The following is a 19,884-nucleotide window of genomic DNA, read 5'->3' on the forward strand; positions in this document are numbered from 1 at the left end:
GGCGCGTCATGCCAGCGGTGTGGCGGCCGGCGTGCCAAAGCAGAATTGAAGGGCGCGTACTGGTCGCTTCGGTCATTCATCGCACCATCCTACTCTGCCGCAGGGTGAAGCCCAGGTCGATGCCTTGACGTGACGGATGCCGATAGAGGCGCATGCTACCGGTTCAGCGCTAACCAACGGGACGCCCATGCCATCCGCTTCTTCCCGCACCATCGACGCACGCCAGCACGCTCTTCTCTCGAACGGCAGTTACAGCGTGATGCTGGGCAGCAGCGGCTCCGGCTACAGCCAATGGCACGATCTGGCGGTGACGCGCTGGCGCGAGGACCCCACCGGCGACGGCTGGGGCAGCTACCTGCTGCTGCGCGATGAGGACAGCGGCGCGGCGTGGTCGGCGTCGCTGCAACCGTATGGCCATCGCACGCCGGACGATGCGGTGTCGTTCGGCGCCGGCTGCGCCAGCTTCAGCCGCCGGCATCACAGCTTGCACAGCGTGCTGGACGTGGCGGTGGCCAGCGACGCCGACATCGAACTGCGTCGGCTCACCTTGAGCAATCACGGCGACCGCACGCGCACGTTGTCGCTGACGTCGTATGCCGAACTGGTACTCGGTCCGATCGGCGCCGACAACGCGCATCCGGCGTTCTCCAAGATGTTCGTGCAGACCGAATGGGATGCCACGCATGGCGTGTTGCTGGCCACCCGGCGCCGGCGCGCGGGCGGCGAATCCGAAGTGTGGGCGGCTCAGGCGTTGCAGATCGCGGGACAACCCATCGATACGGCGCCCGAATACGAAACCGACCGGGCACGCTTTCTCGGTCGCGGCAACACGCTGCGTCAGGCACAGGCGATGCAGCCGGGCACCGCCTTGTCGAATACCAGCGGTTGCGTGCTCGATCCGATCTTCAGCCTGCGCCGACGCATCACGCTCGGACCCAACAGCAGTGTGACCATGCTGCTGTGGACGCAGCTGGCCGACTCGCGGGAGGGCGCGCTGGCACTGAGCGCACGGCTGCAAAGTGCGGACGTGGCCGAGTCGCTGTTCGCCGGTGCGGCGAAGCACGCCGAAGCCGAACAACAGCGGCTGGGCATCGGCGCCGCCCTGCTCGCACGTTTTGCGTACTGGATGAGCGCCATGGTGCGCAGCGATCCAGGCCAACGGCCGGCACCGGATGCGCTGGCGTGCGGCCGCGGTGGTCCACCCACACTGTGGACCGCCGGCATCTCGGGCGATCGCCCGATCGTGCTGTTCCGTCTCGGCGGCGACGCCGGACTGCCGCACGTGCAGGAGCTGCTATTGGCGCAGCACTATTGGCGCAGTCAGCGGCTGGCCGTCGATGTGGTGCTGCTGAATATTGCCGATGGTGCCGACAGTGCCGATGGCGACGCACTGCACAGTGTGCTCATGGCGCTGACGAGCACGCAGCAAGCTCAGCTGAAATCCGACGACCGGCTGCCCAAGGCCGAGCTGTTCGCACTGCGCGACGATGCGATCGGCGACGACTTGCGCAACGGCCTCCTGACCGTCGCACGGGTCGTGCTGGACGATGCCGCGACGGAGCCTGTTGCCGCGGAACCCGCACCGGCCGCCATCGCACCGGCGGTCATCCGCGCGAGTACGCCGGCTTCCGCGGCGGCCGCGCCCATCATCGGCGAACTGGAATTCGCCAATGGCATCGGCGGATTCACCGATGCCGGCCGCGCCTATGAAATCAACCTCGACGACAAGCGCGGCACGCCGGCGCCATGGGTGAACGTGATCGCCAATCCCGCGTTCGGCTTTCTGGTCTCGGCCGAAGGCGGCGGCTACACGTGGTCGCTGAACAGCCAGCAGAACCCGCTGACGCCGTGGCCGAACGATCCGGTCAGCGACAGTCCGCATGACGTGCTGTATCTGCGCGACGAGGATACCGGCGTGCTGTGGAGCGCCACGGCGCAGCCGATCCGGGTGGTCGGCGCGGCCTACAAGATCACCCACGGCAAGGGTTGGACGCGTTTCGAGCATGATGCAAACGGCATCGGGCTGGAGCTGATCCAGTGCGTGCCGACGACCGACTCGATCAAACTGTCCCGGCTGCGCCTGTGCAATCGCTCGACGCGCACACGCCGGCTGTCGGTCACCGGCTACGTCGAATGGGCGCTGGGCGCGAACGGCACCACGCCGGCGCCGTATGTGATCACCTCGCGCGATGAAAGCACCGGCGCCCTGCTTGCGCGCAATCCGTGGCGGCCCGATTTCGGCGATCGCGTGGCGTTCGTCGACCTGGCGGGAGCGCAGCATTCGATGAGCGGCGATCGCCGCGGATTTCTCGGTCCGCTAGGCACCGTCGCGCAGCCCGCCGCACTGCGTGACGACGCGCCGCTGTCGGGCCGGCTCGGTGCCGCGCTGGATCCTTGCGGCGCGCTTCAGACACGCATCGAGCTGCCGCCGAACACACAGATCGACGTCATCTTCATGCTCGGCGATGCGGCTGATGAATCCATCGCACGAGCCTTGATCGAAAAGTATCGTGCGGAAGATATCGACAGCGTGCTGTCCGACATCGCCACGCAATGGAACGACGTGCTCGATACGGTGCAGGTACGCACGCCGGATCGCGCGATGGACATCGTGCTCAACGACTGGCTGCTGTACCAGGTGCAGGGCTGCCGGCTGTGGGCGCGCACGGCCTACTACCAGGCCAGCGGTGCTTACGGTTTCCGCGACCAGCTGCAGGACGTGATGGCACTGTGCGTGAGCCGCCCCGATCTCGCCCGCGAGCACCTGCTGCGCGCCGCCGGCCGCCAATTTGCCGAAGGCGACGTGCAGCACTGGTGGCTGCCGCCGGGCGGCCAGGGCATCCGCACGAAAATCAGCGATGACCGGATCTGGCTCGCCTATGTCGCCATGCACTATGCCGGCGTGACCGGCGATGTCGCGGTGTTGGACGAGGTAGTGCCGTTCCTTGCCGGCCAGCCGATTCCCGAGGATGCCACCGATGCGTTCTTCCCGCCGTCCGTCTCGGACCAGCGCGTCTCGGTATACGAACACTGCGCCCGTGCGCTAGACGCCAGCCTCACCCGCGGCGCGCACGGCCTGCCGCTGATCGGCACCGGCGACTGGAACGACGGCATGAACGCGGTCGGCGAAAAAGGCCGCGGCGAAAGCAGCTGGCTAGGCTGGTTCCTGCTCGGCACGATCGACGCGTTCGCACCCTGTGCCCAGGAGCGCGGCGAGATCGAACGCGCGCAGCGATGGCGCGACTACGCCGACGATCTCCGCGCGGCGCTGGAACGTGCCTGGGATGGCCAGTGGTATCGCCGTGGCTACTATGACGACGGCACGCCGCTCGGTTCGCACGAGAACGACGAATGCCGCATCGACGCCATCGCGCAGTCGTGGAGCGTGATGGCCGGCGCCAGCGACCAGCAGCACGCGGCGCAGGCGATGGCGTCGGTTGACCGGCTGCTGGTGGATCACGCCCACCGGATCGCGCGCCTGTTCACCCCGCCGTTCGACCACAGCACGCAGAATCCCGGCTACATCAAAGGCTACCCGCCCGGCGTGCGCGAGAACGGCGGCCAGTACACGCACGGAGCGACCTGGTCGGTCTTTGCCTGGGCGAAGCTCGGCGACGGCGACCGCGCCGCCGGGCTGTTCGACCTGCTCAACCCGATCCATCACAGCGACGGCGCCGAAGCGGCGGCGCGCTACAAGGTGGAACCTTATGTGGTCAGCGCCGACGTCTATTCCGTCGCACCGCACATCGGCCGCGGTGGCTGGACCTGGTACACCGGCTCGGCTGCATGGCTTTATCGTGCCGGGCTGGAGGCGGTGCTCGGTTTCCAGCGGCATGGCGACAGCCTGCGCATCGATCCGTGTATTCCTAGGGACTGGCCCGGCTTCCAGATCGTCTATCGATATCGCGGCAGTCAACACGTGAGCCGCTACGAGATAGCCGTGGAGAACCCGGCCAAGGTTTGCCGTGGCGTGACCCGCGTTGAATTGGATGGCCAAATGCTGACCACTGATGCCGCCATCAAGTTGCTTGATGATGGCAAGAAACATCAGTTGCACATCGTTCTCGGCTGACCACTCGCTTGTTGTAGGAGCCCACTTGTGGGCGATGCTTTTCGCTCTCTCACGGAAAGAGCATCGCCCATAAGTGGGCTCCTGCAAGGGATCTCGACCGAGGCTAGTGGCGACGCGTACGCGAGGCGCCGAGTTTGCGGGTGAGCGTATTGCGCCCCACACCCAGTGCTTGCGCCGCGTTCTGCCGATGACCTTCGTTGGCCAGCAACGCGGCCTGCAGCAGTGTCTGATCGAGCGCTTCGCGGGCGCGGGCGTGGATGTCCGCCTCGCCCCCGGCCAGCGCCTCGACTGCCCACTCGCGCAATGCGTCCGTCCACTCGCCGCCGCTGGGCGCGTGTCCGCTGCCGCCCAGATCGGCGGGCAAAATTTCACTGCCCGGTGCGATCACCGCCAGTCGGCGGCACAGGTTTTCCAGCTCGCGCACGTTGCCCGGGTAGTCGCGCTGCGCGACCAGTTTCAGCGCCGCGCGCGAGAAACGCTTCGGCGGCAGCTTCAGCTCCTGGGCGGTCACGGCGAGGAAGTGTTGCGCCAACAGCGGGATGTCGCTGCGCCGCGTGCGCAGCGGCGGCAACTCGATGCGCACCACGTCGAGGCGATGCATCAGGTCGGCACGGAACTGTCCAGCGGCGACGCGCAGCGCGAGGTCTTGATGAGTAGCGGCGACGATGCGCACGTTGCAGCGGATCAGCTCGCGTCCGCCGACGCGATAGAACTCGCCCCCGGCCAGCACGCGCAGAAGCCGCGTCTGCAGCACCAGCGGCATGTCGCCGATTTCGTCGAGGAACAGCGTGCCGCCTTCGGCCTGCTCGAAGCGGCCGGCGACCCGGCGCGTCGCCCCGGTGAATGCGCCGGCCTCGTGGCCGAACAGCTCGCTCTCCAGCAGCTCGCTGGGAATCGCCGCGGTGTTCAATGCGATGAACGGCTTGCCGCTGCGCGCGCTCTCCTCATGCAGTGCCCGCGCGACGAGCTCTTTGCCGGTGCCGGTTTCGCCGGTGATCAACACGTTCAGGTCGCTGGCGGCGACGCGGCCGATCAGACGAAACACCTCGCGCATCGGCGCGCTCTCGCCCAGCAGCGCGTGTTCGGTCGCAATGACGTGATTGCCGGTCACGGTCGGCGCCGCCACGCTGGCCAGCGCGCGCTGCACCGATGCCACCGCATGATCGAGATCGAACGGCTTGGCCAGGTAGTCCACCGCACCGGCGCGGTAGGCTCCCGCGGTGGTGGCCACGTCGGTATACGCACTCATCACGATCACCGGACCGATAGCCAGCGCCTGCAGTTCGGTGAGCAAGCTCAGGCCATCCTCACCCGGCATGCGCACGTCGGTGAGCAGCAACGCGGGTCGCGTGTCGCGCAATGCCGAGCGCACGTCCGCCACCTCGCCGAACTCGCGCACCGTCAGACCGGCATCCCGCAAGGCCTCGGCCAGCACGAAACGTACCCCGCGATCATCGTCGACGATCCAGATTTCTTCAGTCATCGCTTGTCTCGATTGGCGTCTTCCCCTGCGTGCAGAGAGAGGTTGTGAAGGGGTTGCCCGGGCCACAGAGCAAGATCCGGAACGAAGAAATGCCACGCGCGAAATCAGTCATGGCTGCGCCCCATGGGCAGGTACAGCGAGAACGCCGTCTCGCCCGGTCGGCTCGTATAGCGCAGCTCGCCGCCATGCTCGTGCGCGATCTCGCGCGACAACGCCAGGCCGAGACCGGTGCCGTCCGCGCGGCCGGACACCAGCGGCTGGAACAGCGTGTCGCGCAGGGCCGCCGGCACGCCGGGACCGTCGTCGATCACGTCCACCCGCAGTGCCATGCGCAACATTCGCTCGCCCACGCGCACGCCGTGTTCGACCCGCGTGCGCAAGGTGAGCGTGTGCGCGCCGGCTTCCAGCGCGTTGCGCGCCAGGTTCAAGAGCACCTGCTGCAATCGATCCGCATCGCCGAGCAGATCCGGCACGCTGGGGTCGTAGTCATGGCGTAGCTGCGGCGGTGACGGTTCGGCCTGCAGCAGGTCGGTGAGCCGCTCCAGCAGCTGATGGATATTCACCGGCCCGATCTGCGGTGCGCCGTCGTGATGCAGCAGGCGGTTCGCCAGAACACCGAGCCGATCCGCCTCGTCGATGATCAGGCCGGCCAGCGATCGCAAGTCCTCATTGTCGACCCGCCGATGCAACAGCTGCGCCGCGCCGCGCAGACCGGCCAGCGGATTCTTCACCTCGTGCGCGAAGCCTCGCAACGTAGCCGACAACGGCGAGCTGTTCGCCAGCGGCTCGGCCAGCGCATGCACCTCGAGCAGCAGGCCGCCCTCGAACGGCTGCAACGCGATATCCGCGGTGATTTCACGGCCACTGGCCGCCACCAGCGACATGCCACGCCATTGCAGCGGCCGCTCTTCGGCCAACGCGCGCGAGGTCTGCGTCAACGCCTCCTCATCGAACCACAGCCCCAGCGACAGCCCGATCGCACTGCGCGGCCCCAGCTCCAGCCATTCGGCCAGCGCCGGGTTGATCCAGCACAAGCGCAGATCCCCATCGACCAGGGCCAGCCCGGTCGCCATTTGCTCCGCCCACGTCCGCCACGCCCTATCGTTCATTGCACCATCATGGACAATGCGACGGTTTGGTGCAAATGGTGATCGGACTGGCCCGCTGCGCTCGGCGCGCCCTCGGTGTGTTAGTGATGCTTAACTTTGTCGCAGTTTGCTTGGAGCAAGCCTCTCCATATCCGGGCGGAGCCGATGGCGGAAGCGTCGGCTGACGCGAAGCTCGGTGCCGTCTTTGAGGGTGAGGACGGCATCCCGGGTAGAGAGCAGGCTGAGCCCGGTCACTCGATCGAGCGACACGATCGTCGACCGGTGTATGCGCGCGAAACCTGACGGGTTCAGGCGCTGTTCGATGCCGTCCATGCTTCCATGGACCATATGGATGCGACGTCCGGCATGCAGGATCACGTAATCGCCGCTGGCCTCTATCCAGTCGATATCGTCCGTGGAAACCCAGAAGGTCCTCCCTCCACTCTTTACTTCGAAGCGGGCTTGCCATGCGTCTCTGGGTGAAGCTTCGCGCGCCGGCAGCAAGTTTTGCTTGCTGGCCAGCTGTTCGCCGGCCCGCATGTCATGAAGACGTTTGCGCGCAGTCCGAAGTGCCTCATCGAAGCGTTCGTCATCGATCGGCTTCATGAGGTAATCGAGGGCGTGGACGCCAAATGCCTCGAGGGCATAGCTATCGTATGCCGTGAGAAAGATGATGAGAGGCAACTTTTCGAAGTCGACCTTCAACAGCATCTCGAAGCCGTCCATGCCGGGCATTTGCACGTCGAGAAAAACGAGATCGGGGCGAAGCTCCACGAGCTTCTCCAAGGCCGTCTCACCCGAGTCGGCCTCCCCGACGATCACCACATCGCCCGCTCGCCGAAGGCATACCCGGACGCCGCGGCGGGCCAGCGGCTCATCGTCGATGATAAGCACGCGAATCACGGCGGCATGTCCGCCTTGGCATGGTGGGGAATCTCTATTTCGACCAGCCACCCGTGGCTCGCATCACCGGATGCCGAGAAACGATAGTTGTCCCGATAGCGAGCCGCGAGTCGCGCTGCCGTATTGGTCAGACCGAGCCCTCCGGAGAGGGTCGACCTTTCGTGCAGCTCGCACGCGCTGTTGTGGATCGATATGCGGACCCAATCATCGTCGCGGATGATCGCCAGAGAAAGCCTGCCGCCTTCCGCTCTTGGGGCGATGCCATGGCGAATGGCGTTCTCGATCAGCGGCTGAAGCAGAAGATGGGGTACGCAGGTGTCCTGTACCTCACGGTCACAATGCATGGTGACCACCAGGCGATGCCCCAATCGAACCTGCTCGATCTCGATGTAGCGCTGGACCTGGGCGAGCTCTTCGGCAATGGTCACGTCGCCTTGCCGCGTTGGCAAAAGGGTGGAACGCAGAAAGTCAGCCAGGAGCGCAATCATGCGGCGGGCCGATTGGGTCTCGCCCTCCCCGACCAACGTGGAAATGCCATTGAGCGTGTTGAACAAGAAGTGCGGCGTGATCTGGTAGCGAAGGGCTTTCAACTCCGATTCGCGGGCCAGCGATTCGGCGAGGAGCAACTCCCGCTCGCGCTGCTGCATTTCGCGCCAATGCGATGCGCCAAGATACAGTGCGCTCCAGGCCACCAGCATGATGGTTGGACTGAATGCATTGGCGAAGCCCACGAAAGCAATGGATCGCCATGGCTGCGATGTCGTGCCGATGTGGCCGTATCTGGCCTCGAGCGCCGCGCCTGCTATCGAACAGACGATGCCCAGCCCGTATGAGCACACCACAATAAGAGCGAACGTATTGGGCCAGGGCGTTCGGCGCGCAGCCAGCCTGCGGCAAAGCGCCAGCATGACCAGGCTGGCGGAAAAAGCAGCCACCGTCGTGCCAATGAAATAGAGAAGGATCGGATACGCATTCCGGTAAGGCAGCGCGCCCAACGCACTGATCAAGCCATAGGCCAGCCATCCGGCAATCTGGATTCGCCAGAACCTGGAGGGCCTGGCTCGATTCATGCGGTCTGCCATATCCCGCGCAGTTTGCTCCGGAGCGGCGGGGCTTGGAAGTCGCCCGCGTACCGCTTGGCGGTCGCAAACGGTCCGCCTGGCGAAAACAAGTATCTGGCCGGCTTTGCCACGACTAACCTCCCTGCGCTTCATCAAGCCGGCGACCGGCTCGGCATCGAAAATCAGGAGTGCACGATGAACGGTGGCATCTCTGCAAAACCCATCAAGCTGATCGCTTGGGCTACGGCTATTGCCGGTACGCTCGACATACTTTCGGCATTTTTCTACGCCTTGCTGGAGGGACATGGTCCTTTCGTCGTCTTGCTCGGCATAGCGTCCGCCGTCTGGCCCGGCGCCCGGCACGCGGGCGCAGTAGGCGCCATCGCGGGACTGCTCCTGCACTTTTCCATCATGCTGATCATGGCGTCGATCTATGCGCTGGCTGTGCCGCGAATCGGGTGGACCAGGGGACGGCCTCTGATCGCAGGCGTCCTCTATGGCCTTTCGTTGTGGGCGGTGATGAATCTTGTCGTGCTGCCTTTGCGTTGGCCGGCGCTGTTTCCGCACTTCACCGCGCTGGGGCTGGCCGAGCAACTCTTCAGCCACATCATCCTGGTGGGCATCCCCATCGCATGGCTTACCCGGCAATCGTTGGATTCGCGCTAGGCGGCGAACACACCTTGCATAGGAGCGCTAACGAGACAGCATGAACGGATCGATGAAAGCGACGCGGCGACATCCTGTTACGCAACCCCCGGCAGCTGGCTCAAACGGGCAGCTGTTGCCTTGAAATCATCGGCGTACCGATATGTGGTTCTGGGATATGGCCTGGGCATCGTGAGCACTCCTGAAGTGGTAGTTCAAGGTGTCCACTAAAGCGAGGGAACTATCGAAAGTCTCCTGCGGAGTTGTTAGGTCCCCGACGTGACCAGCTCAACATCCGGAACCCACAGCTGCGACCATCGTGCGACCTTTTCACCGGGAGCCAGCACCTGCGGCGAAGCCGGGACCGCACCCCCAAAGCCGGTAGGCCCCTCTAGCGAGAGTGCGTTAACCGCTCCGTAGATGCGGGCTTTGTGCTCAAAGACGACCGCCACCAGCACACCGCATCGATCGCAGAGCAGGAATTCGGCGGTATTCGATCCCTGCCGATACCGACGCAGCGCATCTGGGCTCTGCATGATGACGGACAGTTGTCCGGCCGGATCTGAAACGTAGGCGGCACCGTGCTTTTGACAGAACGAGCAGTCGCAGGCTCGCGGAGTAATGCTGGCCGGGTCCAGTGCGGTTGAAAAAGTCACGCGAAGCCGACCGCAGTGGCAACCGCCCCGAAACGCAAATGCATCATTCAATCGCGACATCGCTGCACCTGAAACCATAACGCTGGAATTATGGACCGCTACTGCTTGTACCAGCACACGCGGTTCCCGTTGCAATATCGGCAGTCGCCGTCGCCACAGCAAAGGTCGCAGCTGCGACCATAGGAATCGCTGCATGAGCCATGGCAGCAGGGGCAGGCCCCGGTCCCTTGGCAGTCCGAGCACGGCTGGGAGGCTTGTTTCTCATTGGCACCACATCGACTGCATACGCGGTGCCTGACGGTACCGGACTGAGTCCATTCACCAAAGGTGTGATTGCAGGTCGTTTGCATGCGAATTCCCACGCGGTGTCTTGGCTTGCGGACTGCTGCGGTTAACGGGTCGCCTGGACGGTACGACTTTCGCGGCACGCTTTGAGCACATCCACCGGATACCGGAACGCGGCGAGGGGCATCCCGCAGGATGCCCCTCGCTGTTTGCGTGTTGCGTTCAGAAGCTCTTTCTCAGGCCCAAGCGGATCATCTGGTCGCGGGAACGCGGCTGCATCAGGTAGCTGTAGTCGGTGATGATCAGCAGATCGTCCCGCAGCTGCAGGTCGGCACCGATGCCCAGCAGCACGCTGGTGCCGTTGGCGGCGTAGGGGTTGGTCAGTACGTTCCAGGAGCCGGCCGAAGGAATGGCGGCATAGCTCAAGGTGGTGCTGCTGGTCCCCTGGAAATCGTGACCGATCTCCAACCGCGCGCGCGGCACCAACATGCCGTAGTCCAGCTTGATCGCACCGCTGGCGCGCAGCCCCACCACCGCCAGCGAAGTGCGCACGGTCTCGCTGCCATAGGCCAATGCGGCGCTGGCTACGCCGTTTTCGGAGAAGCCGTTGAGTTCCGTGCGCGACCATTCCAGCCGGCCGTAGGGCGACATCAACAGCTCGCCGCGCCGATATTCATAGCCGGCGGTGAGCGAGCCGAACCACTGGCTGCCGCTGCGGCGGCCGCCCAGGAAGGTGCTGCTGTCGGCGTCGTGGCGGCGGCTGTCGAAATGCAGCCCGCCGCCGCCCAGTACCGCGTCGAGGTAAACCTGCGCCGCCGGCTGGAAGCTGCCGTAGAACGATGCGCTGTAGCCTTGCGCGATGCTGCGCGTGCCGTCGTTGGCGATGTCGCTATGGTCGTGGTCGTAGCCCAGGCTGAAACCAAGCACGCCGCGTTCGCCGATGCGCTGGTCGATACCCATGTTCACCGCGATGTTGTCGCTGTCGAAGCTGGCCGCCTGCCGGTAGGCCTCGAAGCTGCCGAAGTCCGCCCGGCCGTTGATCCACACGCCCAGTCCACTCGGGTTCGGCTTAGCCGGTGCCGCGCTCGGGGGCGGCGCATCGTCGTCCATCGACCTGCCGAAGGGAGCGACTTCGCCCATGCCCCCGGCGGCACCGATACCGGGCCGCAGAGGGTCGGACCATCCGTTCGCGCCATCGCTGCCCGGCGCACGGGGCCTGCCGAAACCGTTGTTCGACCTGCCCGCTGCGCTCAACGGCTTGCCGTCCAGGCTCAGCGCCAGGCTGCTGCTGAACAATTCGGTCGAGCCGTCGTGCAAGCCTTCCAGGCGCTGCCGGACGTTGTCGAGCTGGCTCTGGGCGAAGCGCTGTGCGGCCACGGTCTGCGCGTTGATCACGCCGAGCGCGGTTGGGTTCTTCGACGGATCGGGCTGGCTGCTCACCAGCACCAGCACGTCCACGGTGGTGGTCTGCCCACCGGCTGCGATCAGCACGGCGGTGATCTGCACCAGGCCGCGGTAGCTGCCGCTGGGCGTGAACGTCAGCAGGGTCGGTTGGTTGATCGCCACGCTGCCGGCATCGCCGGGCGAGAGCCCAAGCACGGCCGAGGACACGTAACTGCCCGGCACGATGCTGCTCAAGTCGACGCTGACCGGCGCCGTCGGCGTGGTCGTCACCGTCTTGCTCTTGCCGGACGCACTACCGGCTGCCGTTACCGTGACTGTGATCGTGGCCGGCTGTGAACTGCCGAAGTGGTTGGCCACCTGGTAGGTGAAGGCATCGGTACCGACGAAGCCGGCGGCCGGGGTGTAGACGATCTGCGTGCCGCTGGCACTGGCGCTGCCATGCGCCGGTGGGCTCGCCACGCTCACGCCGGTGAGCGGCTGCGGACCGACGGTGCCGGTGGTGGCCTGGATCGTCACCTGCGTGCCCGTGGTGGTGGTCACCGACAAGGCACCCGCGACCGGAACATTCAGCGGCGTCACAGTCAGGGTGACCGTGGCCGGTGCCGAAGTGCCGCCCGGATTGGTGGCGGTGTAGGTAAAGCTGTCGCTACCGCCGTAGAAGCTGGCCGAAGGCGTATATGTCACCGTCTGGCCGGAGACCGACACGGTGCCATGCGTAGGCTGCGTCGCTACGGTGACGGCGGTGATGTCTACGCCGGTGATGGAACCGGACAGATCGATGTTCACCGCAGTGCTGTACGGCGTCGTGGTGCTCTTGGCGGCGGCCGTAGGCACCGCCGGCAGGCCGACGGTGACGGTCACCGTGGCCGGCGCCGAAGTGCCACCGGGGTTGGTAGCGGTGTAAGTGAAGCTGTCGGTACCACCGTAGAAGCTGGCCGAAGGCGTATAGGTCACCGTCTGGCCCGAGACCGACACGGTGCCATGGGTCGGCTGCGTCGCCACGGTGACGGCGGTGACGTCGACGCCGGTGATGGAACCGGACAGGTCGATGCCTAACGCAGTGTTGTACGAGGTCAAGACGCTCTTGGCAGCCACCGTGGGTATCGCGGGTGCGCCGACGGTGACGGTAACGGTGGCCGGGACAGAGGTGCCGCCTGGGTTGGTGGCGGTATAGGTAAAGCTGTCGCTGCCGCCGTAGAAGCTGGCCGAGGGCGTGTAGGTCGCCGTCTCGCCCGATACGCTCACCGTGCCGTGGGCCGGCTGCGTGGCGATGTTGACCGCACTGATGCTGGCGCCGCTGATGGCGCTGGCCAGGTTGATGGTCGCCGCCGTGTTGTAGGCGGTGCTCGCGCTGACATTGCCGACGGTCGGTATCGCCGGATTGACGATCACCACCGCCAGCGTCACCTGAGGCGCCGCCAGGTGGCTGGCATCGCCTGCCTGGTTGGCAGTCACCGTGCAGGTGCCGGCCGACAGCATGGTCACCGTACTGCCGCTGATCGTGCACACCGCCGCGGAGGCCGGGTCGATCGCGAACACCACCGGGCTGCTCGAGCCATCACTGGTGGCCGAGACCGTGAACGTACCGCCCGGGCTGTACACCGGCGCGGATGGGGCCGCGATGAAGTTGGTGATGGTGCCGCTGGCCTTCGGCGTCACGCTGTTCGAGGCGGCCGAGGCCGCGCCGGTGCCGGCCGAGTTGGTAGCGGTGACGGTGAAGGTGTAGGCGGTGCCGTTGGTCAATCCGGTCACGGCGATCGGGCTGCTCGTGCCTGTCGCCGTGATGCCGCCCGGACTGCTGGTGACGGTATAGCCGCTGATCGCGGCGCCGCCGGTAAAGGACGGCGCCGTGAAACTCACCGTCGCCTGCCCGCCGCTGGCCGTGGCGGTGCCGATGATCGGCGCGCCAGGTACTACGGCCACGATGGCGAAGGTCTGGCTGACCTGTGGCGCGGGCGCATAAGTGCCGTTACCCGTCTGGTCGGCGTTGATGGTGCAGCTGCCTACCGACAGCGTGGTCAGCGCACCACCGCTGGTGATCGTGCACACCGCGGTGGTGGCCGAGCTGAAGCTCACCGTCAGGCCCGAGGTGGCGGTCGCGGTGAGCGTCGGCGAGGTGCCGAAGTTCTGGCTGCCGGGGTTGCTGAAGGCGATGGTCTGGCCGCCGACCGGTGTCACGCTGTTCGAAGCGGCCGAAGCGGAGCCAGTGCCAACCGAGTTGGTTGCCGTCACCGTGAACGTGTAAGCGGTGCCGTTGGTGAGGCCGGTGACCGTGCACGGCGAACTGGCGCAGGTGCCCGTGATGCCACCCGGGCTGCTGATGGCGGTGTAGCCGGTGATGCTGGTGCCGCCCGTGGACGGCGGCGGCGTGAAGGCCACCGCGGCCTGTCCGCTACTCGCCGTGGCCGTGCCGATGGCCGGCGCGCCCGGCACTACTGCGGCGATAGTGAACGACTGGCTCACCTGCGGCGCCGGCTGATAAGAGGCGTTGCCCGATTGATTGGAGTCGATGGTGCAGGTGCCCGCCGATACCGTGGTCAGCGCGCCGCCACTGGTGACGGTGCAGACGCCGGTAGTGCTCGAGGAAAACGTCACCGCGAGGCCCGAAGTGGCCGTAGCTGTCAGCGTGGGTGACGTGCCAAAGTTCTGCGTGCCGGGATTGCTGAAGGTGATGGTCTGGCTGGCCGCCGGTGTCGCGCTGTTGGAAGCCGCCGAGGCCGCACCGGTGCCGGCCGAGTTGGTTGCAGTCACCGTGAACGTGTAGGCGGTGCCGTTGGTGAGGCCGGTGACGACGCATGGCGAACTGGCGCAACTGCCCGTGAGGCCGCCTGGATTGCTGGTGACGGTGTAGCCGGTGATGCTGGTGCCGCCCGTGGACGATGGCGGCGTAAAGCTCACCGATACCTGCGTGTCGCCGGCCGTCGCCGTGCCGATGGTCGGCGCGCCGGGCACGATCGCGGCAATACTGAACGACTGGCTGACTTGCGGCGCCGGTTGATAGGCACTGTCGCCCGCCTGGTTGGCGTTGATGGTGCAGGTGCCCGCCGATACTGTGGTCAACGCGCCACCGCTGGTGACGGTGCACACCCCGGTGGTGCTCGAGGAGAACGTCACCGCGAGGCCCGAAGTGGCCGTAGCTGTCAGCGTGGGCGAAGTACCGAAATTCTGCGTGCCGGGGTTGCTGAAGGTGATGGTCTGGCTGGCCGCCGGTGTCGCACTGTTGGAAGCCGCCGAGGCTGCGCCGGTACCGGCCGAGTTGGTCGCTGTCACCGCGAACGTGTAGGCGGTGCCATTAGTGAGACCGGTGACGACGCACGGCGAACTGGCGCAGGTGCCGGTGAGGCCACCCGGGCTGCTGGTGGCGGTGTAGCCGGTGATGCTGGTGCCGCCCGTGGACGACGGCGGCGTGAAGCTCACCGATACCTGCGTGTCGCCGGCCGTCGCCGTGCCGATGGTCGGCGCACCGGGCACCACAGCTGCCACGGTGAAGGACTGCGTGACCGTGGTCGCGGCGGCATAGACGCCGTTGCCAGACTGGTCGGCCTTGATGGTGCAGGTGCCGGCCGTCATGAAGGTCAGCGCACCGCCGCTGGTAATCGTGCAAACCCCGGTAGTGTTCGAACTGAACGTCACCGCGAGGCCCGAACTGGCCGTCGCCGTCAGCGTGGGCGAGGTGCCGAAGTTCTGCGTGCCGGGGTTGTTGAAGGTGATCGTTTGCGCCGCCTTCGGAGTGACGCTGTTGGATGCAGTGGAGGCTGGACCGGTGCCATCCGCATTGGTCGCCGTGACGGTGAAGGTATAGGCCGTACCGTTCGTCAGGCCGGTGATCGCGTGAGAGAGACTGGTCGAGCCTGCATTGCTGTCCACACCGCCGGCCGGACTGGAGACGACCGTATAGCCGGTGATGGCCGCGCCGCCATTGCTTGCGGGCGCACTGAAATTCACCGTCGCCAGCGTATCGCCCGCCGTGGCGGAAACGCCGGTTGGCGCGCCAGGCACGGTCGAAGGTGTCACGCTGTTCGATGCGGCTGACGCCGAACCGGTGCCTACGGAATTGGTGGCGGTGACGGTGAAGGTGTAGGCCGTACCGTTGGTGAGGCTGTTGATCGTGCACGGCGAGCTGGCGCAAGTGCCGGTGATGCCACCGGGACTGCTAGTCGCGGTGTAGCCGGTGATCGCGGCGCCGCCGTCGCTGGCGGGCGCGGTGAAAGACACCGAGGCCTGCGCGTTGCCTGCCGTGGCGGTGCCTATCGTTGGCGCGCCGGGGACGGTCGCGGTATTGACGGTCAGCGTATAGGTGTTTGCTCCGTTGTAGTTCGTGGGCGAACTGCTGTCGGCCATCTGGACGGTGAACGTATAGGTGCTCGCTGTGGTGGGCGTACCGGACAGCACGCCACTGGAGCTCAGGCTCAGCCCCGCCGGCAGACTCCCCGAGCTGACGGCAAAGTTCTTGTACGGGCTGAGGCCGCCGCTCACCGGGATGGTCTGGCTGTAGGGCACGCCGACTGATGGCGCTGGCAGCGGCAAGAAAACGAATGTCGGCTGCAGTATGTCCAGGGCATAACTCTGGGTCGCCGTGACACCGTTCTTATCGGTGACCTGGATGCCTACCGTGAAGTTGCCCCATGCGGTCGGCGTGCCAATAAAAGTGCGGGCGACGGGGTCAAAGTTCATACCGGGCGGGTACGTGCCGCTGACCTTCGCAAAGGTATAGGGCGAAGTACCGCCTGTGGCGCTGAGGGCTACCGCTTGGGTATAAGCCGTGCCTTCCACAGGTGCGATCAAGGAAGACGGAGAGATCGTAATCGACGATGTCTTGGGGGCAATGGAGACGTTGACGGTTATCGGGGTGTTGTTGGCGTCATAGAAAACAAAGGTGTCGCTGGTGGAGGTGCCAAGGCCATCATTGGTATAGGTGATGATTTCGGTAATCGTGTTTGCCGATGCGTGTCCATGCAAGGGTGTCGATGGAGTACCGATGATTCCCAAAACGCCTGTGGGATCGCAAGCCGCTGTCACGTTGATGTCGATGCTGCCGCCTGAGGCCATCGGCGACGTGGACGGCGTAGTGTTTGCGTCGGGAACGTTGAAGGTGGGACACAAGGGCGCGGGCGGCGTTGTTGCGCTGGCCATGCCCGGCCATGTCATGGCAATAATGCACAGCAGCGCCAAGGCGCCAAGCTGCGCATACCAGGATCGACCATTGCCCCGCGACATCGCCGATCCATGCGCTTGCGAACGCTGCTGCATATCCATGTCCCCTGTAAACATCCGGTTTCACCCGTCGCGTCACCGCGACAAGCCCCCTGACCGATGCTGCATAACGGCCACCTTGGCCGCTCCCCTTGCGCAATCTGCCTATTGCCTGCGAAGACGGCATAGACAAACTGCGAAATTACCCCCAATGGAGGCGCATCCTAGGCCAGTCATGGCGGCGATGCCAGTGGCCACTTGTCAAGCACGTGCAAATAAGGTCAAAGTAATTGGAGGCGGGCACCGGTTCGGTCGTCCTGCCTTCACCAGGGGGAAAGCCATGGCTGAATTTTTCATCGGGCAGGTCATGCCTACCGGATTTTCGTTTGCGCCCAAAGGATTTGCCCTCTGCAACGGGCAACTCTTACCCATCTCGCAAAATCAGGCTTTGTTCGCGCTACTCGGCGTGCAATACGGCGGCAATGGCACGACCAATTTCATGCTGCCGGACCTGCGCGGACGCACGCCGATCGGCTACGGCGGCAATAATTATCCGATAGGTACCGTAGCCGGCAACGAAAACGTCACTTTGACGCCACAGACGCTTCCGACTCACAACCATGTCGGCAACGCGACTACCACGGCAGGCACGGTGCGCAATCCGGCCAACGGCCTCTACGGCGCCGTCGCCAGCGAGGCCTTGTATGGAGCCGCCAGCGGCCCGCAGGTGGTCTTGAATGCCGGCACGCTGTCCACCACTGGCAACAGCCAGCCGCACCAAAATATGCAGCCTTACAACGTGATCAATTTCTGCATCGCGTTGACCGGCTTCTTCCCCTCGCGCAACTGATGCCCACGCATTGGAGCATGGCCAATGAGCACACCTTACGTCGGTGAGATACGGTTGTTTCCCTACACGTTCGCCCCGGTCGGCTGGCAATTGTGCGACGGGAGTTTGCTGGGCATTGCCGACTATGAGGTGTTGTATACCTTGATCGGCACCACGTTCGGCGGCAACGGCCAGACCACCTTTGGCGTACCCGATCTGCGCGGACGCGTCCCGGTCCACCAGGGTACGGGTTCCGGCTTGACGCCACGCGTGATGGGGGAATTGAACGGCTCGGAAAGCGTCACCTTGATCAGTGCGCAGATGCCCGCCCACACGCACAACTTTGCCGCGACCAGCAGCATTGCCTCCATCAACTCGCCAGGCAGCACGGCGGAACTGGGCGGCCTGGGCACCGATACGATGTACACGAGTACGGTCTCGGCCAGCAGCGTATCGCCGGACAGCGCCACGATCTCGCAAAGCGGCGGCAGCTTGCCGCATGAAAATCTGATGCCCACCCTCACGGCGACCTTTTGCATCGCCGTGAACGGAATATTTCCTTCGCAGAATTGATCCGCGCTGCCGTTGGCGCGCGCCAGGAGACATCCGCATGACTACTCCGTATATCGGCGAAATCCAAATATTCGGCTTCAATTTCGCACCGTATCAGTGGGCGATCTGCAGCGGGCAGATCATGCCGATCACCCAGAACTCCGCGTTGTTCTCGCTGCTCGGCACCAATTTCGGCGGCAACGGGACGACGAACTTCGGCTTGCCGAACTACGTCGGCAACGCGGCCTGCAGTCAGGGCCAGGGGGTGGGACTGACATCGCGCACGGTGGGCGAGTCGTTCGGCACGGAAGGTGTCACCCTCCTGCAGACGGAAATGCCTATGCACAACCACAACATGAACTTGCACGGCCAACAGGATGCCAGCCTGCGTCATGGCATTCCGCTGACCGGTGACGCCGTACTCCTGCCCGCCCAGGCCACCCCATTCGTTCCCCAAGCCACGTCCAACACCACCTTCGCGCCGAACATGATCGGTGTTACCGGCCAAGGCCAGTCGCACGAGAATCGTCAACCGCTACTCGCGCTGAATTTTTGCATCGCCCTGGCCGGACAATTTCCAGCGCGGCCGTGAGCGCGCCATCACTGCCCAACCTGATCTTTCCGCCGTCGCAAACATCATCCACCACGCTTGCCGAAGTCCTGCAGAAGCAGGGCTTCGCCTGGCGTGCGGCGGAGCAAACGGACCTTGCCTTCCTGCGCACGTTGTACGAAACCCTGCGCGCCGACGAACTGGCCTCGCTCGATTGGCCAGAGGCGACGCGGCGGGCATTTCTGGATAGTCAGTTCGCCTTCCAGCACCATCACTTCACCACGCATTTCGAGCGCGCCGAATTCCTCGTGCTCCAACACGACGGCGATGCGGTGGGCCGTCTCTATCTGCTGCGCGAACCGCCGAGATGGCTGATTGTCGACATCGCCTTGTTGCCCGCGTGGCAGGGACGCGGCATCGGCACAACCTTGCTGCGGCAACTGCAGCAGGATGCGCAAGACGCACAAACACAGGGACTGGCGTTACACGTGCGGCTGGACAACCCGCGCGCCCAAGCGTTGTACGCCCGGCTCGGCTTCGGGGATGAAAGCGTCGATGGCATGCACAAGCTCATGCACTGGGACGTGCCCTCGGCCGTCGCTCAGTTGAAGTCGCTCAATTGAACACGGCCTGATACAGGAACCCATCCTGATTGCGCGCCACCGGCACCAGGAAGACACCGAAATCGCCTATGCCCGGACTTTCCATCTGGTAGATGCGCTGCGGGAAAAGCACCGGCGATACATGGTGGAACAACAGCGAGAACGGTGCGCGCAGCATGCCGCGAAGCGCCGGCGCGGCCAGCGGCTTCGCTTCGATCAACACGAACGGCGACTTGCCATGACCGAGATCGACGGTGAACGTCTCATGGAGACGGCTTGCGAAATGTTCCAGCGTAAGAATCTGCACGGCCACCCCCCGTGGTTCGGCGAGGCGGGAGTGTCGCATGGATGCTTTCGCGACGATAGCTTGCGCGACACGCGGAAAAAGCAGCCGAAGTGATCGCCACTCCGATCGGTCCGGCTCGCCCGTGACGTTGCCGGCTTGCCGGAACGTGCCGAAGGTCCAGCCCACATCGGGCGCTCACGCATCACGCACAGTGAATGATTCGATATCAACGCTCTGTCGAGCGGGCTTTGCCTGAGCCGGTCAGGCACTCGAAA

Annotated in this window: 13 protein-coding genes; 6 read left to right on the plus strand and 7 right to left on the minus strand. The window is 65.0% G+C overall.

Translation table 11 applies throughout. From position 1 onward, the window contains the following. The first annotated feature begins 187 nt into the window (after window positions 1-187). Window positions 188-4,072 carry a GH36-type glycosyl hydrolase domain-containing protein gene (locus BUA26_RS08595; RefSeq protein WP_072759554.1) on the plus strand — a complete coding sequence of 1,295 codons (3,885 nt, stop codon included), beginning with the start codon at window positions 188-190 and terminating at the stop codon, window positions 4,070-4,072. A 103-nt stretch (window positions 4,073-4,175) separates the two neighbouring features. On the opposite strand, the gene ntrC is transcribed toward BUA26_RS08595, so the two are convergent. From ntrC to BUA26_RS08615, 4 genes are all read right to left on the minus strand, one after another. After that, on the minus strand, window positions 4,176-5,555 hold the full coding sequence (gene ntrC / locus BUA26_RS08600; RefSeq protein WP_072759556.1) for a nitrogen regulation protein NR(I): 1,380 nt from the start codon (window positions 5,553-5,555) through the stop codon (window positions 4,176-4,178). Window positions 5,556-5,659: 104 nt separating this feature from the next. Beyond that, the gene (locus BUA26_RS08605; RefSeq protein WP_072759558.1) at window positions 5,660-6,664 is read right to left on the minus strand and encodes a two-component system sensor histidine kinase NtrB; all 1,005 of its coding nucleotides are present in this window, start codon (window positions 6,662-6,664) and stop codon (window positions 5,660-5,662) included. A gap of 90 nt (window positions 6,665-6,754) precedes the next feature. Further along, window positions 6,755-7,546 carry a LytR/AlgR family response regulator transcription factor gene (locus BUA26_RS08610; RefSeq protein ID WP_072759560.1) on the minus strand — a complete coding sequence of 264 codons (792 nt, stop codon included), beginning with the start codon at window positions 7,544-7,546 and terminating at the stop codon, window positions 6,755-6,757. Continuing rightward, complete coding sequence (locus BUA26_RS08615; protein ID WP_178368557.1) at window positions 7,543-8,616, minus strand: sensor histidine kinase; 1,074 nt, start codon at window positions 8,614-8,616, stop codon at window positions 7,543-7,545. Before BUA26_RS08615 ends, BUA26_RS08610 begins: the two co-directional genes overlap by 4 nt. Window positions 8,617-8,682: 66 nt before the next feature. On the opposite strand from BUA26_RS08615, the gene BUA26_RS20435 reads away from it, so the two are divergent. Continuing rightward, the gene (locus BUA26_RS20435) at window positions 8,683-9,273 is read left to right on the plus strand and encodes a hypothetical protein (RefSeq protein WP_178368558.1); all 591 of its coding nucleotides are present in this window, start codon (window positions 8,683-8,685) and stop codon (window positions 9,271-9,273) included. Between the two features lie 245 nt (window positions 9,274-9,518). Here BUA26_RS20435 and BUA26_RS08625 read toward each other — a convergent pair whose 3' ends face one another. Then, window positions 9,519-9,968, minus strand: coding sequence for a GFA family protein (locus BUA26_RS08625; protein ID WP_072759564.1), 450 nt, complete (start codon window positions 9,966-9,968; stop codon window positions 9,519-9,521). A gap of 447 nt (window positions 9,969-10,415) precedes the next feature. After that, window positions 10,416-16,556 carry a fibronectin type III domain-containing protein gene (locus BUA26_RS08630; protein WP_178368559.1) on the minus strand — a complete coding sequence of 2,047 codons (6,141 nt, stop codon included), beginning with the start codon at window positions 16,554-16,556 and terminating at the stop codon, window positions 10,416-10,418. A 574-nt stretch (window positions 16,557-17,130) separates the two neighbouring features. Between BUA26_RS08630 and BUA26_RS08635 the strand changes: the two genes are divergently transcribed. From BUA26_RS08635 to BUA26_RS08650, 4 genes are read left to right on the plus strand one after another with little or no spacing between them, the layout of a single operon-like run. Next, complete coding sequence (locus BUA26_RS08635; protein WP_072759568.1) at window positions 17,131-17,640, plus strand: phage tail protein; 510 nt, start codon at window positions 17,131-17,133, stop codon at window positions 17,638-17,640. A 24-nt stretch (window positions 17,641-17,664) separates the two neighbouring features. Beyond that, complete coding sequence (locus BUA26_RS08640) at window positions 17,665-18,192, plus strand: phage tail protein (RefSeq protein WP_072759570.1); 528 nt, start codon at window positions 17,665-17,667, stop codon at window positions 18,190-18,192. Window positions 18,193-18,229: 37 nt separating this feature from the next. Continuing rightward, a complete protein-coding gene (locus BUA26_RS08645; RefSeq protein ID WP_072759572.1) occupies window positions 18,230-18,763 on the plus strand; it encodes a phage tail protein in 534 nt (177 codons plus the stop codon). Next, the gene (locus BUA26_RS08650) at window positions 18,760-19,344 is read left to right on the plus strand and encodes a GNAT family N-acetyltransferase (protein WP_072759574.1); all 585 of its coding nucleotides are present in this window, start codon (window positions 18,760-18,762) and stop codon (window positions 19,342-19,344) included. Before BUA26_RS08645 ends, BUA26_RS08650 begins: the two co-directional genes overlap by 4 nt. On the opposite strand, the gene BUA26_RS08655 is transcribed toward BUA26_RS08650, so the two are convergent. Then, window positions 19,337-19,630: a DUF6916 family protein gene (locus tag BUA26_RS08655; RefSeq protein WP_072760205.1), complete on the minus strand. Its 294-nt coding sequence runs from the start codon at window positions 19,628-19,630 to the stop codon at window positions 19,337-19,339. The two genes, BUA26_RS08650 and BUA26_RS08655, sit on opposite strands and share 8 nt — an antisense overlap. Window positions 19,631-19,884 lie beyond the last annotated feature (254 nt).

The organism is Rhodanobacter sp. OK091 (assembly GCF_900142825.1).
Taxonomy (GTDB): Bacteria; Pseudomonadota; Gammaproteobacteria; order Xanthomonadales; family Rhodanobacteraceae; genus Rhodanobacter.

Coding starts and splice junctions, on each gene's coding strand:
- BUA26_RS08645 (WP_072759572.1), top strand. CDS start 18,230: ATGACTACTCCGTATATCGGCGAAATCCAAATATTCGGCTTCAATTTC.
- BUA26_RS08635 (WP_072759568.1), top strand. CDS start 17,131: ATGGCTGAATTTTTCATCGGGCAGGTCATGCCTACCGGATTTTCGTTT.
- BUA26_RS08615 (WP_178368557.1), bottom strand. CDS start 8,616: ATGAATCGAGCCAGGCCCTCCAGGTTCTGGCGAATCCAGATTGCCGGA.
- BUA26_RS08625 (WP_072759564.1), bottom strand. CDS start 9,968: ATGTCGCGATTGAATGATGCATTTGCGTTTCGGGGCGGTTGCCACTGC.
- BUA26_RS08595 (WP_072759554.1), top strand. CDS start 188: ATGCCATCCGCTTCTTCCCGCACCATCGACGCACGCCAGCACGCTCTT.
- BUA26_RS08605 (WP_072759558.1), bottom strand. CDS start 6,664: ATGAACGATAGGGCGTGGCGGACGTGGGCGGAGCAAATGGCGACCGGG.
- BUA26_RS08640 (WP_072759570.1), top strand. CDS start 17,665: ATGAGCACACCTTACGTCGGTGAGATACGGTTGTTTCCCTACACGTTC.
- ntrC (WP_072759556.1), bottom strand. CDS start 5,555: ATGACTGAAGAAATCTGGATCGTCGACGATGATCGCGGGGTACGTTTC.